Raw genomic sequence first — 16910 nt, 5'->3', positions numbered from 1 at the left:
GCTTTTTTAGCCGTCACTCGTATCTGCGTTATCTGTATCGGTTTGAGGTTCTGAAGGTTCGGCCTCTGGTTCTGGATCAGGTATCTCAGCAGGGGTATCTGTTTCACGCGCCAGGGTGTCATTTTCCCAGATCCCAGATTCAACTTCACCACCGGCGAAACGCATTGTGCCTTCACCGTGACGCTTATTGTTCAGAAAATTGCCTTCGTAGACGTCGCCTGTTTCATAGGTTGCTATGCCAGCACCGTTGATTTTTCCGTCAGACCATTCGCCCGTATAACTGAAACCGCCGGGGCGAGTGAGCGTTCCTAGTCCGTGGCGTTTGCCATCCTTAAACTCGCCTTCATATATAATACCGTCCGGGAACGTGGCTTTGCCTTTCCCTTGCCGGACACCATCGACCCAATCTCCGTCATAACGATAGCCGTTGGCGAAGGTCAGAACTCCTTTGCCATGACTGCGCGCGTTTCTAAACTGCCCCGAATAGACGGTTCCATTTGGATAGGTCGCTGTTCCGGTGCCTTCAAATACGCCTGCAACCCAGTCGCCGTCATAAACAGTGCCGTTTGGATAGGTCGTCCGCCCTTTGCCGTGCTGCAGGTCATCCAGAAAGTCACCGACATATACGGAACCATCCGCATAGGTTACCTCGCCCAATCCCGCGATCTGACCATCTGACCATTCGCCGGTATAGCGAAAGCCGTCAGTGCCGGTGAATGTGCCCTGTCCCTGACGCAGGTCGTCGGCGAAATTACCTTCATAGACCGCGCCACTGGCGTACGTGACTTTGCCTTCGCCCTGACGCCGCCCATTGATCAGCGCGCCTTCGTAGACGTCACCATTGGGGTGTGTGAGCCGACCGGTTCCGGTCATATTGTCATCAAGCCAGTCACCGGTATAGGTCAATCCGCCAGTCAGATTCAGAGTGCCTGTGCCAGCACGTTTCCCGGCTTTGACATCGCCATCATAAGTGCTGCCGTCAGCGTAGGTGATCTTGGCCTTGCCTTCTTTTTGGCCGTCCACCCAATCACCATCGTAGATATATCCGTCGGCACTGGTCAGCACGCCCTGACCGTGGCGCTTAGCTTCCTTGAACGTGCCCTCGTACCGCATGCCATTGGTGTACTCGGCAATACCGTCGCCATTGATCGCACCTTTGGACCATTCACCTTCATAGGTTTGCCCGTCGGCATAAACGATCTTCCCGAGTCCTTCAGGTTGGCCTTTTACGAAATCGCCTTCGTAGACCGAACCATTGGCGTATCGTGCCGTACCCTTACCCTGAATCTCTCCTTCGACCCACTCACCGGAATATTCGAATCCGCTGGGCAGCCGATAAGTGCCTGTGCCGTGCCGCAGGCCGTTTTCGAATGTGCCTTCGTAAACACCTCCGACGTCGTCGTCGGCTATGATGATCTGATCATTTTGCTGGGCCGCTGCAATTTGCGTCAGCATGGCGAATGTAGCAGCGGTAAGGGATGTGCGGATCGCGTTCATATTTGTACCTGCCTGCGGCTCTTATGAGATGTTGGCGCAAAACTAGGATACCGCAGGGGGCAGAGCAACGGGTTTTGCCGCATTTGCCTTTCACTCGCGCTGTGATCTGCTAAATCCCTGAAGGACTGACGAGGGCAAGAGGGCAAAATGGCCGACCGTTTCCGCATCACTCTGGCGCAACTGAACCCAACCGTTGGGGATATCGAAGGGAATGCCGCAAAGGCTGCTGCGGCCTGGCAGCAAGGGCGCGCGGCGCAGGCTGATCTGGTGGCGCTGCCTGAGATGTTCATCACCGGTTACAATACTCAGGACCTGGTGATGAAGCCTGTGTTTCATCGTGCGGCGATGCAAGCTGTGCAGGCGCTGGCGGAAGACTGCGCCGAGGGCCCTGCGCTGGCAATCGGAGGTCCTTGGGTCGAGGAAGACAAGCTTTATAACGCGTATCTGATCCTCAAAGGTGGGAAGATAGTAAGCAAGGTTCTCAAGCATCACTTGCCAAATGAAACCGTCTTTGACGAGGTTCGGCTCTATGACGCAGGTCCAATGGGTGGGCCCTATGCGGTCGGTAACGTCCGGGTGGGGAGTCCGATTTGCGAGGATGGCTGGCACGAGGATGTTGCCGAAACGCTCGAGGAAACCGGGGCTGAGTTCCTGTTAATCCCCAATGGGTCGCCCTATTTCCGAGACAAATACGACATCCGGCTGAACCATATGGTGGCGCGTACGGTCGAGACAGGCTTGCCAGTGATCTATCTGAACATGGTCGGCGGCCAGGATGATCAGGTTTTTGATGGTGCCACTTTTGGTCTGAACCCCGGCGGAGAGCTTGCATTCCGTATGCCGGTCTTTGATGAAGCGGTGCAAAACATCGATCTGATGCGCACCGACGACGGCTGGCGAATCGATCTTGCAGAGGTGGTGCCGCAGCCAGATGCATGGGAGCAGGACTATCGCGCTATGGTGCAGTCCCTGCGCGACTACATGGCTAAAACCGGCTTTAAAAAGGCGGTGCTTGGTATGTCAGGGGGCGTTGACTCAGCATTGGTTGCAACGATTGCGGTAGATGCCATCGGGGCGAACAATGTGCGCTGCGTTATGTTGCCATCGGAATATACCAGCCAAAGCTCTCTGGATGATGCCGAAGCCGTCGCGAAGGCGTTGGGAGTTCACTATGATTTTGTTCCGATTTCCGAAGGTCGGACAGCAGTGACCAACACGCTTGCCCCGCTATTTGCCGGGCGCGAGGAAGATTTGACCGAAGAAAACGTTCAGTCCCGCCTACGTGGTCTGCTGTTGATGGCGATCTCGAACAAGTTTGGCGAGATGCTGCTGACGACCGGCAACAAGTCCGAGGTCGCGGTAGGATATGCTACTATTTATGGCGACATGAACGGAGGCTACAATCCGATCAAAGACCTGTACAAAACCCGCGTGTTCGAGACCTGTCGCTGGCGCAATGCCAATCACCGCGATTGGATGATGGGCCCCGAAGGAGAGGTCATCCGTCCCTCGGTCATCGATAAGCCACCGAGCGCTGAATTGCGTGAAGATCAGAAAGACAGCGACAGCCTGCCGGATTACCCGGTTCTGGACGCCATTCTTGATATATTGGTGGATCAGGATGGCTCGATCGCCGATTGCGTAGAGGCGGGTTTTGATGAAGGCGACGCGCGGCGCGTTGAGCACCTGATTTACATCAGTGAGTACAAGCGCTTTCAATCGGCGCCGGGCACACGGCTGACCCCGCGGGCCTTCTGGTTGGATCGTCGTTACCCGATTGTAAATCGCTGGCGCGATCAGAATTAAGACCCGGATCAGTTTCTATCGCTATGATTGTTTCCAATTCGTCGGCAGTTGGCTACGGTCATCATAATTGTTCATACATGGCAAATGGTTATGGAGATCTGGCGCACGTTCAGCTTGTAATTGGGTCCTTTTTTTGCCACATTTATGTCAGGAGTTCGCCTTGTGTGAGGCGAATGTGACGTAATCCGGTAAGCCGCTCTGCTATTTCAGAAACTGCGACCGTGATTGTTGATCTGAGTTGGGGCATCCGTGTTTTTGGGTGTCGGTAAAGGTGATGGTGGTCAAATGACGAATGGATATGACAAATCGCTTCATGCTCCATTGCAATGGAAAACAATGGAGTCTGAGCCGCGCAAGCTGGATGAAGAAAGGCTTGATGCTTCGATTGCAGAAGTTCTGAACAAAGAGGATCTTGCACCGCCGCCGGTTACAGACAATGAGCCGACGCGACCGGAATTTCCATCCTTGAAGTCGCAAGAAGTTCTTGCTGCAAAGCCTGATACTGGCCGCAAATCTTTTCTGCGCCAAACATGGGCGCAACTGTCCGGCGCTGCCTGATTTAGAATAGCCAGTGCCGCGCGGTGCGTAATGTGCTGGCTGATAGGCAACAGGTTGTTGCATTCAGTTGACCTACCTCCGTTTCTCATTGCCAGAATACGCGTTCTCGGGCTGGATACCGCTTCGATAAACAACTTCCGAGCGGTTGATGCCAGGTCCTTCTCCGACTCCCGTCGAATCTGATATTACCCTTCCTAAATCGGTGGATGTCGTCGTTATCGGTGGCGGAATAATTGGTGTCTCGACCGCTTTGGAGTTGGCCGAGCGTGGCGTTTCCGTCCTGTTGTGCGAAAAGGGCCGGATCGCCGGTGAACAGAGTTCGCGTAACTGGGGTTGGGTCCGGCTTGGGATGCGCGACCCACGCGAGATCCCATTGATGCAGGAAGCTCTGCGCATCTGGCGTGGGTTGGATGAACGCCTTGGGCGGAGCACGGGCTATGTTCAGTCGGGGATCGTATTTGGCGCATCAGGCACACGCGACGTTGGTAACTTGACGCGGTGGTTGGAGCATGTTGAAGGGCAGCAGACAGGTGCCCGTATGGTATCGCACGCTGAGTTGGCCTCACTATTTCCAAACTCCACCATGAAACCGCAGACTGGGCTCTATATGCCGCAAGACGGACGGGCTGAGCCGCAATGGGCGGCCCCCGCAATGACCGAGGCGGCCCGCAATAGTGGGGCCGCGATCATGACACAATGCGCAGTGCGCAGCGTCGATCTCGAGGCAGGTCGGATTGCAGGTGTCTTCACCGAACGTGGGCGAGTTCGTTGCAGTCAGGTGGTGTTGGCGGGTGGGGCATGGTCGCGTCTTTTTGCAGGGAACGCAGGTATCGCTCTGCCCCAACTCAAGGTGCTGAATACAGTCATGCGGACCTCACCGTTAGAATCCGGGCAGGAGGTATCGCTTTGGAGTGATGATTTCGCCATTCGCAAACGTGCGGACGGGGGTTACACGATTGCGTCGGGTCACGAGAATACCGTGGATATTGTTCCTGACAGTTTTCGACTCGGCCTTCAGTTCTTGCCAGCGTTTCGGCAAGAGTGGCGTTCCTTGCGGTTTCGCCTGTCGCGCCGCTGGATGGTCGAGGCAAAAGAGGACAGAATTTGGCTGCCCACCGATGTGACGCCGTTTGAGCACTGCCGGGTGCTGGATCCCGAGCCCTCTCGAAAAGTGTTGCGACAGGCCTGGTCCAACGCTCGCAAAGCGATGCCAGTACTTGAGGAGGCAGAGATCGTCCAAAGCTGGGCCGGGCTGATCGATGTGACCCCGGATGCGATTCCAGTTATCTCAAAAGTAGACGAATTCCCGGGTCTGCATATCGCAACCGGGTTTTCCGGCCATGGTTTTGGGATTGGGCCAGGCGCAGGTCGGCTGATGGCGGATATTGTCACCGATAGCACGCCCTGCGTTGATCCAGCCGCCTTTCGCCTGTCCCGTTTCACGGATGGTTCAAAAGTACGGCCAGATCCTGGTTATTAGGCCCTAGCCCATCATTTGATAGCTGACCGGTACGAACCGGAACCCCTCGCCGCGTGTTCCAACGTACCCGGCAGCTGGGAAAGGCATGTGATAGCCGATCATGGGTATTTTATCTGCGGCCAGCATACCCAGCACATTCCGACGCGACGCGGTAGCCGCTGCAGCGTCCATATCGAAGCTAAAGGGCCATTCGGGGCGCGCAAATGACCAGACGTAGTGATTTGCCAGATCGGCCGTCAGAACCAATCGTTGTCCATTGCTTTCCAGATGATAAACCGTGTGACCAGGCGTATGTCCGTGAGCCGCCATCGCTGTTATTCCCGAAGTGACCTCTCCACCATCGTCAAGGAACGTCATCTTTTCGGCTTGGGGTGTGACGTTCGCTGCAACCATATCTCCGACGCGGTTGCCCGCATCCATCGCAGACCAGAAATTATATTCCGGCGCGGCGGTTACAAATCGGGCGTTCGCAAATGTCGGAGCGTCATTCGTTGTCATGCCTCCGATATGGTCGGGGTGCATGTGCGTGATCACGACCACATCAATTTGGTCAGGTGAGACTCCTACGTCAGCCAGCGCGGCTTGGATACCGCCTTGACCCAAGCCCGTGTCGAACAACACCAGCTCAGAGCCGGTATGGACCAGTGTCGGAGTAAAGAAGAATTGCGCAATATCAGTTGGAATGAAATTTTCCGCAGAGATTGCTGCAAATTCGTCGTCAGAAACTTCAGCGGCGAATAGTGCCTTTGGCTCATCACGTGGCACGCTGCCGTCGAGCAGGGTGGTAACAGTGAAATCGCCTAACTGGAATGATTTTGCGATGGTCGAATTTGCTTTGCTCGGCTCACCTGCTGCGAAAGCCGGCACCGCGGCAGAGGCAAAAGGCAATGCGGCAGCGGCACTCAGAGCTGCCCTTCGTGTCAATTTGATCGTCATATCTAAGTCTCCCTGTCAAAACGCCAGTAGTAGAAATAGGTCAGAGCGTTTCTCTTGCCAGTTATAGACCCAATACATGGGCTGCATGGATGAACATTACGTGTTAATTTTTGTTCATGCCGCGATCTGAGAACAAAACAGTGCCCACCGGGCAAAATATTGCTGAATTTATGGCGACCGTTCAGCCGCTGCGTAAGGCGGACGAGGTGCAAGTGCTGGACAGGCTCTTTCAGGATACCACCGGGTTTGCCCCAGTGATGTGGGGTCCGTCGATCATTGGCTATGGCCGATATCACTATCGCTATGCTTCCGGGCGGGAAGGCGATTTTTTGGCGACCGGGTTCTCTCCGCGCAAGGCTGCGCATTCTATCTACATCATGCCGGGTTATGCTGATTTCGAATATATCCTGTCTCGACTGGGCAAACACAAGCTGGGGAAATCCTGCCTCTACGTGAACAAGTTGTCAGACATCGATCTCGACGTGCTTCGTGAACTCATCAAAGCTGGGCTCGAACACCTATATGGTATGTGGCCGGTAGAGCCGACCTGAACGCCCTGCTGGACAAAAACGCGCCCATGTGACATGAGCCGCGCCAACAGGAGACTTCCATGACCACGACCCGTTTCGCCCCGTCGCCCACTGGTTACATCCATGTGGGCAACCTGCGCACCGCCCTGATGAATTATCTGATCGCCCGCAAAGCAGGCGGTACGTTCATCCTGCGTATCGATGACACCGATCCCGAGCGGTCGAAGGAAGAATATGTCGATGCGATCAAACAAGATCTGGAGTGGCTTGGCCTGCATTGGGATCGGGTCGAGCGTCAGTCGGAACGGCTGGACCGTTATGCCGAGGCTGCGGACAAGCTGCGCGCGATGGGTCGGTTCTATGAGGCGTTTGAAACGCCAACCGAACTTGACCTCAAGCGCAAGAAACAACTGAACATGGGCAAGCCGCCGGTCTACGACCGTGCCGCGCTGAACCTCAGCGACGCCGAGAAAGAGGCGCTGCGCGCCGAGCGCGGCAATGGCGTCTGGCGGTTCAGACTGAACCACGAGCGTATCGAATGGAACGATGGCATTTTGGGCGACATCTCGATCGATGCCGCCTCGGTATCCGACCCGGTGCTGATCCGGGGTGATGGTCAGGTTCTCTATACGATTGCGTCCGTGGTCGATGATACCGAGATGGGCGTGACCGACGTGGTGCGTGGTTCGGACCATGTCACCAACACGGCGACGCAGATTCAGATCATCGAAGCGTTGGGCGGCACCTGCCCACGCTTTGCGCATCACTCTCTGTTGACAGGCCCGCAGGGCGAGGCCCTGTCTAAACGTCTGGGCACACTGGCCTTACGTGATCTGCGAGAGCAAGGCGTGCAGCCAATGGCCCTGCTGAGCCTGATGGCTCGTCTGGGTTCCTCTGATCCGGTTGAGTTGCGTGCTGAGATGTCCGAGCTGATCGACGGGTTCGACATCAACCGTTTTGGCGTGGCACCAACCAAGTTCGACGTGCAGGACCTGTTCCCGCTGACGGCGAAGCACCTGCAATCGCTGCCTCTGGCCGAAGTTGCGGATGCCGTTGCAGAGGCGGGTGTTCCGGATGATCTGGCAGAACCTTTCTGGACCATGGCGCGTGAAAACATCACCACCTTGAGCGATCTCAATGGCTGGTGGGATCTTTGCCGCGATGGGGCCGAACCTCTGATCGCAGATGAAGATCGTGAATTCATAGCAGAGGCGGTGGCCCTGCTGCCCGAAGGTCCGTTCGACGCGGATACCTGGGCGAATTGGACCAAGGCGGTGAAAGAGGCCACGGGCCGTAAGGGCAAAGGCCTGTTCATGCCGCTGCGCAAAGCGCTGACCGGAATGGAGCGCGGGCCCGAGATGGCGACCTTGCTGCCGCTGCTGCAGGTGATCCGCGCGCGGGGCTGACCCGCAGAGAATATCTTAAAACACGAAGGAGGCAGGCAGTTGGCCTGCCTTTCTTTGGTCTCCGGGCTGCAAAATACGAGCCGATACGCGCTTCAGTCGGTCATCCACGAATTCAGTCTCGGTGGGTTTAAGTTGCTGATGACGCGGATATCGCGGTTCGGCACGATCATTCAAAATCGGCGCGTCCCAGCCATCGGTTGTGGCAAAGAAGCGATCAGCGCCGTCCGATCCAAATGCCCTCAGGTACCCCTGCACCACGACATCGATATAGCTCAGCAGCAGCGGATGGTGGTTGCTGGGCGCTGTATGGCGGTCATGGGGCACGGCGTAGACGGCGATTTCTGCCTCTTGCGTCAGCATATGGGTGACTGATCGAGTGGCAGGCACGCGTTCATAGGCCCATTCCCGTTCATCCAGCGCGGCCCAGTCGTTTTTGGGCACGTGAGCGATCATGCCGTCGATCTCGGATGCCGGATCCGGCACAGCGGTCAGAAACGCGACCGGACGCATATCAGTATGCCTCCAAGCCCGCCGCCAGCCCTTCAGACGCGCCGGGTGTGGGTCGGGAAAATCGTGCGTCGACAGATTCACGAGGCTGCCATAGCCGAAGAAATAGGGGTCTGCCATGCGGGTCGTGTCCTTCTTTGACGATTGATGTATGTCAAACAGTCTTTTTACAGAACATGCAATAAGGCTTCATCTTGAGATTCGGGAGGCCCTCATGCGGATTACCAAACGGACGAATATCGCGGTGCGCGTATTGATGTATTGTGCCGCGCATCAGGATCGGCTGGTTACTAAGGCTGAGATTGCAGAAGTCTGCAACATCTCCGAGAACCATCTGGCGCAGGTGATCAATCAGCTTAGCCAGTTGGATTATCTCAGTACCCAACGTGGCCGCAATGGCGGCATGACGCTGGCCCGCTCGGCAGATCAGATCCGGGTCGGGTCTGTGTTCCGCCATGTTGAAGGTGGATTGCCGATTGCCGAGTGTTTTGCGGATGCAGACAATACATGCCCGCTGACCGATGCATGCCGCTTGCGATTGGCGTTGCAGGATGCGGCTGAGGTGTTTTATGCGTCCTTAGACGAAATCACGCTTGATGCGTTGGTTTGTGACAACGACCAGTTGCTGAAGATACTACAGCCCGTCGCGTGCGTGCGTTGAACTTAGTCACTGGCGCGAAGAATGCGCGCCGGACGCACTGAAAGCGGGCGCAGCGAAAAGAGCATCCCCGCGCCAAGCGTTACCGCGACGCCCGCGATAACAATCCCGAGCGCGGATGGCCAGATAATCGCGAAATCTGTGTCGAAGATATATGTGGCCACGGCCCAGCCGCCCAAAATACCGGTCAACAGGGCGACACATCCGGCAGCGGCCCCCAACAGAATAGCTCGCAAGGCAAAACTGCGCAGGATGCGGCCCCGGTCCGCGCCCAGAGTTTTGAGGATCGCCGCTTCATATCTGCGCGCTGGCTCTCCTGCGGCAGCAGCGCCGATCAGCACTAGAAACCCGGTCAAAAGGGATACGCCCGCTCCGTATGAGGTGGCTGCTGCAAGCCCTGCCAGCAGGCCCGATACCCGGTCGATGGCATCTCGAACCCGAACAGCGGTGATGTTGGGGAATTGCCCGGCCAGATCACGCAGGATGGCGGCTTCGGCCTGCTCTTCTGCATAAACGGTCGCGATGAAGCTATGCGGGGCACCGGCCAGCGCAGAGGGGTTCATCGACATGACAAACCCCATTCCAGCGGTGGAAAAATCAACTTCGCGCAGTGATGTCAGTTCAGCGGTGATATCACGGCCCAGGATGTTAACGGTCAGTTCATCACCCAGCTTCAGCCCCATCTCGGCGGCCTCTTCGGCAGCAAAGCTTACCTGCGGAGGGCCGCTGTAATCTTCGGGCCACCACACTCCGTCGGTCACGCGGGCATTCTGCGGCGGTTGGGCGGAATAGGTCACGCCCCGGTCGCCGTCCAGAACCCAGTGATCGCCTGCAATCTCTCGCGCGGGTTGTCCATTGATCTTGGTAATGATCCCGCGCAGCATTGGAGCGCTTTCTACCCGACTGACGGCGGGGTCAGTGTCGAGACGTTCGCTGAACCCGGGCATCTGATCCTTCTGGATATCGACGAAGAAATATGAGGGTGCCACTTCTGGCAGGTTCCCCGAGATCGCATTGCGCAGGGTGCCGTCGATCTGCCCCACCGCTGCAAGGACCGACAGGCCGAGCCCAAGGGACAGAACCACCGACGCTGCCCCTTCGCGTGGGTCAGAAATGGCGGACAAGGCCCACCTCAGGGCAGGGCGGCCTCTGGCCCAAGGGGCGCCCGCGCGGGCCAATTTGCGAATGGCAAAGGCAGAAAGGGCCAGCAAAGTAAGCGCCCCGGCCAACCCCGCGCTGGTCCAGAAGGTCAATCGGGTTGAACCACTGAACCATGCAGCGGCTCCGATCAGTGCGGCCAAGCCAATAGCGGTCGCAACGACATAGATCAGGCGCGGGAAACTGCGCGCCGATGTTAGCGCATCCCGAAACAAGGTTGCTGCGCGCACCTCCTCGGTTCTGGCCAGCGGCCAGAGTGTGAACAGGAAAGCGGTCAGCACACCATAAAGTGCGGCCTCGAACAGTGGCTGCGGATAAAGCGAGAAGACTGCGGGGATTGGCAATTGCGTTTCGATTACGGGGGCCAGTAGCAGCGGCAGCACCCCGCCCAGGACCAAGCCCATGATAATACCGATGCTCGACAGAACGGCGATCTGAATCATATAGGTCTGAAAGATTGTCGCCCGATCAGCGCCCAACGTGCGCAATGTCGCAATCGTCTCCGTCTTTTGGGAAAGATAGGCTCGCACGGCAGCAGACACCCCGATCCCGCCAACGGCCAATCCCGACAGGCCCACCAGAACCAGAAACGCGCTGAGGCGGCCTACGAATTCAGATATTCCCGGCGCACCGTTGCGAGCGTCGGTCCAGCGCATGCCGGTCCCCTCGAAGGCCTGCTTCGCTTCCAGCGACAGCGCATCCAATTCGGCAGCCTGAGGCAGGTCCAACCTGTACTTAGTTGAAAACAAAGTGCCCGGCGCCAACAGGCCCGAAGACTGCAGATCTTTTGTCCGGACCAATGTGCGCGGCCCAAGCGAGAACCCATCAGCCGCGCCGTCAGGTTCGTGCTCTAACGAGGCCATCAGAACAAATCTCTGCGTGCCAAGTTCAAACTGCTCGCCAACCATCAGGTTTAGGCGGTCAATCAGAGAGGGGGCCATGACTGCACCAGGCAGCCCATCGGCACCTGCAAAGGCATCGGTCAGAGTAAGTTCAGGTTCAAGGATCGCCGAACCTAACAGCGGATAAGCGTCATCCACAGCCTTAACCTGAGTCAGCCCACGTTGCGTGTTCGTCCCGTTTCCCGTTACGGCCATAGACCTAAAATCAACAACCTCTGAAACCGCATGTGCGGTTTTTTCCATCCACGCGCGTTCCTGATCATTGGCAAAGCGATAGGTGAATTCCAGTTGCGCATCCCCGCCCAGTAGCGATGCGCCCTCTTGCTGAAGGCCGGTCTGGATTGCTTGGCGGACCATGCCGACCGCGGCAATCGCTGCAACGCCCAAGGCCAGACAAGCCAGAAACACCCGAAATCCACGTAGCCCACCGCGGAGTTCGCGCCGTGCCAGTCGTCCTGCCAGACGCAGGCTCATTCGGCTGCCTCGCGCTGCGACTCTTCAGCGATGCGTCCATCCCGCAACCGCACAACGCGGTCGCATTTCTGCGCCAGTGTGTGGCTATGCGTGACCAGAACCAGGGTGGCACCATGCCGGTCGCGTAGACCGAACAACAGATCTATAATCGCCGCACCGTTGGCTTCGTCCAGATTTCCTGTGGGTTCGTCTGCCAGCAAAATCTTAGGGCGTGGGGCCGACGCGCGGGCCAGCGCCACACGTTGCTGCTCGCCACCTGACAATTGCGCCGGGTAGTGATCGCTTCGATGTGACAGCCCCACAGCCTCTAGCTCGGCCTCAGCGCGCTTGAAAGCATCCTTGTGCCCTGCAAGTTCGAGCGGGGTGGCGACGTTCTCAAGCGCGGTCATCGTCGGGATCAGGTGAAAATTCTGAAACACGACGCCCATCGCATCGCGCCGGAACCGAGCAAGTGCATCCTCACTCATTTCCGTCAGATCATGGCCCAATACCGTGACGCGGCCGTCGGTCGCCTGTTCCAACCCGCCCATCAGCATTAGCAGTGAGGATTTCCCTGAACCGGAAGGGCCGACCAACCCCAGCGTCTCGCCCTGTTTCACAGACAGAGAGATGTCGTGCAGAATATCCACCCTTCCGGCATTGCCATCCAGCGATAATGCGGCATCTTGGAGCGTAAGAACAGGTGTCGTCATTGATCAGGCCATCGAGAGGGGTACAGTCCATTGGGATATGGCGTGAAACAGAAGCTACACAAGGGTTTGATCTCAAGCGCGTTCATCTGTTGCGGAATTGCAGCGATGGCAGAGCCAGTAGTGATTGCTGCGCTTGGAGATTCCCTAACACAAGGATATGGGCTGCCGGAACAAGACGGGTTCGTGCCGCAACTGCAGCGTTGGCTTCAGGAAGAAGGTGCGGAGGTTCGGTTGATCAACGCCGGTGTTTCCGGGGATACGACCGCAGGGGGCGCTGCCCGAGTTGACTGGACCCTGACACCAGAGGTCGACGGCATGATTGTTGCACTTGGCGGCAATGATCTGTTGCGTGGCATCGATCCGAGCGTTGCCCGATCAAACCTCGAGACAATACTGCGTGCTGCAGAGACCGCGGATGTCGAGGTACTAATAATTGGAATGCAGGCGCCTGGTAATTACGGAGCCGATTACAAGCAGAGTTTCGACGCCATGTATCCAGAGCTGGCAGAGCAATATGATGCACTTTATGCGGAAAGCTTTTTTGACGGGCTCACAACCGAAGGCGATCCGGCGGCCGCGCGCCAGTTCATGCAATCTGATGGTATCCATCCAAGTGCCCAAGGCGTTGCGCTGATCGTTGATACGCTGGGCCCCTTTGTCTTGGCGCTTGCGGAGCGCGTTGCCGAATAGGAGTACGCGATGCCCGGCCGGTTTTTCCTCACACGACCCATTGGCGAGATCGCGAGGTTGCTGAATGTGGAAGACAACTTTGGTCCTCAACCAGAGCGAAGGAACATCCAGCCGGGTCAGGAACTGATTGTACTGACTCGTGATGGGTTAAAGGTCATGCGATGGGGCATGATTCCGGTCGGCAGAGTAAATGCACGCGGGCGCCCTGTCATGGAGACCATTATCAACGCCCGTTCCGAGACGGTTTTTGACAAGAGCGCCTTCGAAGGGGTTGGGCGTGCCATAATCCCGGTGGATGGCTGGTACGAATGGACCGGTGAGAAGCGACGCAGAACGGCCTGGCGGATTGTCGCCAAAGACGGGGCTCCACTGCTATTTGCTGCGATCACCGGCACTTGGGAAGCTCCGGGCGGGTTACGCGTGGATCAGGTTGCAGCGGTGACATGCGAACCCAACGTTGATGTAAAGCCGATCCATCACCGAATGGGAGTGCTGCTGGAGGCGCGGGACGTTCTGCACTGGTTGCATGGGTCTGAAGACGAGGCGCAGAGTTTGGCGCGCCCTTGGCCCGAAGGTCGGTTGATGATCGAACAAGCTGACGACGTCGATTGGTCGGGGGCTTAGACCACTGTGACCACCGTGCCGATAGGAACTCTGTTATACAGATCGATCACATGCTCATTCAGCATCCGAATGCATCCATTTGACACTGCATGACCGATGGTCTGCGGCTGCGTCGTGCCGTGAATGCGGAAATACGTGTCCACCCCGTTCTGAAACAGATACAGCGCGCGCGCGCCCAGAGGATTGTCTCCGCCGCCGGGCTGGACATAATCATTGTCTTTGAACTTGGCATAGGTGACAGGGTCCCGCTCAATCATCTCTTCAGTGGGTCGCCAGGTCGGCCATTCTTTCTTGACGTCTATGGTGGCCGAGCCGGTGAATTCCAGTCCGGCTTTGCCGACGCCGCAGCCATAGCGGATCGCTTTGCGTGGCTCGGTTACATAGTAAAGGTAAAAGGATCGCGGCGCGACCAGCAACTGACCGGGTTGAAATTGCTTTTTGATGCGCACGAATTGCGGCGTCGGATCATACTCGACCGATTTCTTGGCGCTGGCAACACCCGGCAGCAGGCTGACAGCAGTACCGGCCAGAAAAACACGGCGTGTGAACATGGTGACATCCCTCAAATGACCAAAGAAATCATAACGCTAGTTTTGGAATGATAGCCGATTTGGTCAATCACCGGGGAAGGATAACCCGATTGTGATGTATTCCCTTTGCCACACACACAACGTGGGCATAGCGGGGTGGGCGGGAAAAATCCCGCCCTTTGAACGGCTTAGGCCAGTTCGATATTGTCGGCGCTTTCGCGGCCATCACGACCAGCGCGCAGCTCGTACGTGACTTTCTGGTTGTCGGCCAGACCGGTGAGGCCCGAACGCTCGACAGCCGAGATGTGTACGAAGATGTCTTTGCCGCCATCTTCGGGTGCGATAAAGCCGTAGCCTTTGGTGGTGTTGAACCATTTTACGGTGCCTGCTGGCATGTCCGTTGTCTCCTGTTTGGTGCTGCCCACGGAGTTGCGGCAGCCTGGCGTCGTAGTCTGGATCGAGTGACTGAGCGCCGTAGAAGGAGACAGTGGGTCGAAATAGAAAAACGTAAGCCTCTTGGATATGGCATCGGTCAGGCCGTGTGGCAAGGGCGGATTGTACGGTTTGTACAGGGGTTTGAGGGGCAATCGTCCGATTTGTACAAGAATCCGCCGATGGTTTTGGTTATTAGTTTGCGGACCTTTGATAAGACTCGGTTATTTATCTGGCGCGTCGGAGTGGCATTCAGAATCCGTTAACCCTCGTCATGATCAAGTTGCGGCATGAGCGATTACCGACGCGTCCGCATTCCCGGAGCCAAGTATTTTTTCACCGTGTCTTTGGCCGACCGGTCGTCGGAATTGCTGGTGCGAGAGGTGGCGCATTTGCGGGCCGCATTTGCAGTGACCCAGAGAGAGCGGCCGTTCTGGTGCGATGCGTTTGTTGTGTTGCCGGATCACCTGCACGCGATTTGGACCTTGCCGCCGGGGGATGCGGATTATTCGACACGGTGGGGTGCGATCAAGGCACGGTTTACGCGTGGAGTGAAGGCGTCGGGAGTGGTGGGGTGGAACCCCACCCTACGAACGGATTCGAAAATCGCGAAAGGGGATGCCGGGATTTGGCAGCGCCGGTTTTGGGAGCATGTCATTCGGGACGAACAGGATTACCGCAATCATATGGCATATTGTTGGGACAATCCGGTGAAGCATGGATTGGTCGAACATCCGACCGATTGGCCGTATTCGTCGATCCATCGTGATATCCGCGCAGGTCGAGTTGATCCGGAGTGGAGCGGTGTGGTCCCCGATGGCACGTTCGGAGAGCCGTAGGATGGGGTTTCACCCCATCATTTGAGAGATCGGAGTTTGGAAGTGGTTTGGTGCGCGGGAACAGATCGTGCGGGTGTTCAGGTAGGGTCGTTGAGTGAGTGATGGGGTGAAACCCCACCCTACGCTTGCTTGTCACATCCAGCCCGTAGCGGCAAAAACGCTGGCCATTTGGCGGCCAACTATGACCAGAAGTATCAAAATGCACGCTGAATAAAGCAAAAGAGCAATGATACCTGCACCAAGCCTCTCAGTTAGCATTTCTGAATAAGAGACGCGTGAGGCCACATCGATCAGTGCCTGCTCACTATCTTGTTCTGCATAATTAGATCGAACAACAACATTTGGTTCTCCCCAATCTGTTGCCTCGTTGGGCTGGATTTGGCTGGGGCTACGTTGCTTCTTATCAGTGCTCTGGCTTTCACCAGATGAGATTTCAGCATTTTGCACTGAAATTTTTCTTAATGTGGCGATGGCATCAAAATCACCACCTTCAACCGATGATAAGATTTGTTCTGAAGAAGAGTTGAGACGTCTACCGACATACTCCGCTGCCTCCGATAGAGTAACTTTTGAACGATTATTCGAGTATTGGGCGACTTTCTCGCTCGAATATCCAGCTAGATCATAGTCTTTGACAGGTTGGGGGCAGAATGCTTGATAGAAGAAATGGCCGATGGCAGCAAAAAGCGAGGCGAGAAAAGCTAAGGCGAATGAAACAGGCATGTTTGTTTCGTGCAGCATGAAAGTGAAGTTCTGGGAAATCTCACCGAGTCGTTCAGAAATCCTTGCCAACTCGGAATAAATGACTGATCTCTGGATGTCGGTACTTTCTGAAACGACCTGCATGGATGAGATACTGCGTTCGATTGCAATAGCGGCTTCTTTTGCGGTTTCTGCCGCATTTTCAACAATTTGATATACTGGTTGAGCAGGTTTCGGATGAAGGGCCAAACACCCGCAATAATAGGTACAATCACAAGCGAGGCATAAGAGGCTTTGGTCAGAATTTGAAGGTTGCCAAACGTTCGAACCCCAAGCCACGAAAACCGGGAAACCCCCTCCAACAACAACCGTGCTAGAAAGTAAGGTATTTCTACTTCTATTTTTGCTCCAGGAATCGCTGCCTGCAAGGCGGTTGAGCGGATGGCTCGCGCAAGTTGCTCACCCAAACTCGCAACTGCGATTCCGACA

At 56.4% G+C, this 16910-nt stretch carries 17 protein-coding genes; 9 read left to right on the top strand and 8 right to left on the bottom strand.

Annotated features, from left to right (window positions below; all coding sequences use genetic code 11):
• Positions 1 to 6 precede the first annotated feature (6 nt).
• Positions 7 to 1497, bottom strand: a complete 1491-nt coding sequence (locus tag ACRZ91_RS10310; protein ID WP_480904953.1) for an MORN repeat-containing protein — start codon at positions 1495 to 1497, stop codon at positions 7 to 9.
• Positions 1498 to 1644: 147 nt separating this feature from the next.
• Here ACRZ91_RS10310 and ACRZ91_RS10305 point away from each other — a divergent pair, with 147 nt between their 5' ends.
• From ACRZ91_RS10305 to ACRZ91_RS10295, 3 genes are all read left to right on the top strand, one after another.
• Positions 1645 to 3303, top strand: coding sequence for an NAD+ synthase (locus ACRZ91_RS10305; protein ID WP_480904950.1), 1659 nt, complete (start codon positions 1645 to 1647; stop codon positions 3301 to 3303).
• Positions 3304 to 3588: 285 nt separating this feature from the next.
• Complete coding sequence (locus ACRZ91_RS10300) at positions 3589 to 3861, top strand: hypothetical protein (protein ID WP_480904947.1); 273 nt, start codon at positions 3589 to 3591, stop codon at positions 3859 to 3861.
• Between the two features lie 148 nt (positions 3862 to 4009).
• Positions 4010 to 5341 (top strand): NAD(P)/FAD-dependent oxidoreductase, encoded by a 1332-nt coding sequence (locus ACRZ91_RS10295; protein ID WP_480904944.1) that lies wholly within the window; start codon positions 4010 to 4012, stop codon positions 5339 to 5341.
• 3 nt (positions 5342 to 5344) lie between these two features.
• On the opposite strand, the gene ACRZ91_RS10290 is transcribed toward ACRZ91_RS10295, so the two are convergent.
• A complete protein-coding gene (locus tag ACRZ91_RS10290; protein ID WP_480904941.1) occupies positions 5345 to 6277 on the bottom strand; it encodes an MBL fold metallo-hydrolase in 933 nt (310 codons plus the stop codon).
• A gap of 116 nt (positions 6278 to 6393) precedes the next feature.
• Here ACRZ91_RS10290 and ACRZ91_RS10285 point away from each other — a divergent pair, with 116 nt between their 5' ends.
• Both ACRZ91_RS10285 and gltX read left to right on the top strand, forming a co-directional pair.
• Positions 6394 to 6828, top strand: coding sequence for a DUF1801 domain-containing protein (locus ACRZ91_RS10285; RefSeq protein WP_480904938.1), 435 nt, complete (start codon positions 6394 to 6396; stop codon positions 6826 to 6828).
• Between the two features lie 59 nt (positions 6829 to 6887).
• Positions 6888 to 8213 (top strand): glutamate--tRNA ligase, encoded by a 1326-nt coding sequence (gltX, locus tag ACRZ91_RS10280; protein ID WP_480904935.1) that lies wholly within the window; start codon positions 6888 to 6890, stop codon positions 8211 to 8213.
• 15 nt (positions 8214 to 8228) lie between these two features.
• Here gltX and ACRZ91_RS10275 read toward each other — a convergent pair whose 3' ends face one another.
• Positions 8229 to 8840, bottom strand: a complete 612-nt coding sequence (locus ACRZ91_RS10275; protein ID WP_480904932.1) for a gamma-glutamylcyclotransferase family protein — start codon at positions 8838 to 8840, stop codon at positions 8229 to 8231.
• A gap of 94 nt (positions 8841 to 8934) precedes the next feature.
• On the opposite strand from ACRZ91_RS10275, the gene ACRZ91_RS10270 reads away from it, so the two are divergent.
• Positions 8935 to 9381, top strand: a complete 447-nt coding sequence (locus tag ACRZ91_RS10270) for an RrF2 family transcriptional regulator (RefSeq protein WP_010442480.1) — start codon at positions 8935 to 8937, stop codon at positions 9379 to 9381.
• A gap of 2 nt (positions 9382 to 9383) precedes the next feature.
• On the opposite strand, the gene ACRZ91_RS10265 is transcribed toward ACRZ91_RS10270, so the two are convergent.
• Both ACRZ91_RS10265 and ACRZ91_RS10260 read right to left on the bottom strand, forming a co-directional pair.
• The gene (locus ACRZ91_RS10265) at positions 9384 to 11912 is read right to left on the bottom strand and encodes an ABC transporter permease (RefSeq protein ID WP_480904929.1); all 2529 of its coding nucleotides are present in this window, start codon (positions 11910 to 11912) and stop codon (positions 9384 to 9386) included.
• Positions 11909 to 12604: an ABC transporter ATP-binding protein gene (locus tag ACRZ91_RS10260; protein ID WP_480904926.1), complete on the bottom strand. Its 696-nt coding sequence runs from the start codon at positions 12602 to 12604 to the stop codon at positions 11909 to 11911. Before ACRZ91_RS10260 ends, ACRZ91_RS10265 begins: the two co-directional genes overlap by 4 nt.
• 105 nt (positions 12605 to 12709) lie before the next feature.
• Between ACRZ91_RS10260 and ACRZ91_RS10255 the strand changes: the two genes are divergently transcribed.
• Together ACRZ91_RS10255 and ACRZ91_RS10250 are read left to right on the top strand one after the other, a co-directional pair.
• Entirely contained in the window at positions 12710 to 13294 is a 585-nt protein-coding gene (locus tag ACRZ91_RS10255; protein WP_480904923.1) for an arylesterase, read from the top strand.
• 9 nt (positions 13295 to 13303) lie between these two features.
• Positions 13304 to 13918 carry an SOS response-associated peptidase gene (locus tag ACRZ91_RS10250; RefSeq protein ID WP_480904920.1) on the top strand — a complete coding sequence of 205 codons (615 nt, stop codon included), beginning with the start codon at positions 13304 to 13306 and terminating at the stop codon, positions 13916 to 13918.
• Here the strand turns inward: ACRZ91_RS10250 and ACRZ91_RS10245 are convergent.
• A complete protein-coding gene (locus ACRZ91_RS10245) occupies positions 13915 to 14469 on the bottom strand; it encodes a L,D-transpeptidase (protein WP_480904917.1) in 555 nt (184 codons plus the stop codon). The genes ACRZ91_RS10250 and ACRZ91_RS10245 overlap by 4 nt on opposite strands.
• A gap of 167 nt (positions 14470 to 14636) precedes the next feature.
• A complete protein-coding gene (locus ACRZ91_RS10240) occupies positions 14637 to 14843 on the bottom strand; it encodes a cold-shock protein (RefSeq protein WP_010442474.1) in 207 nt (68 codons plus the stop codon).
• A 327-nt stretch (positions 14844 to 15170) separates the two neighbouring features.
• On the opposite strand from ACRZ91_RS10240, the gene ACRZ91_RS10235 reads away from it, so the two are divergent.
• Positions 15171 to 15719: an REP-associated tyrosine transposase gene (locus ACRZ91_RS10235; protein ID WP_480904914.1), complete on the top strand. Its 549-nt coding sequence runs from the start codon at positions 15171 to 15173 to the stop codon at positions 15717 to 15719.
• 132 nt (positions 15720 to 15851) lie between these two features.
• Here ACRZ91_RS10235 and ACRZ91_RS10230 read toward each other — a convergent pair whose 3' ends face one another.
• Positions 15852 to 16670, bottom strand: coding sequence for a hypothetical protein (locus ACRZ91_RS10230; RefSeq protein WP_480904911.1), 819 nt, complete (start codon positions 16668 to 16670; stop codon positions 15852 to 15854).
• Positions 16671 to 16910 lie beyond the last annotated feature (240 nt).

This window comes from Ruegeria sp. O11 (assembly GCF_056535285.1).
This window is presented reverse-complemented; position numbering and strand designations above follow the sequence as displayed.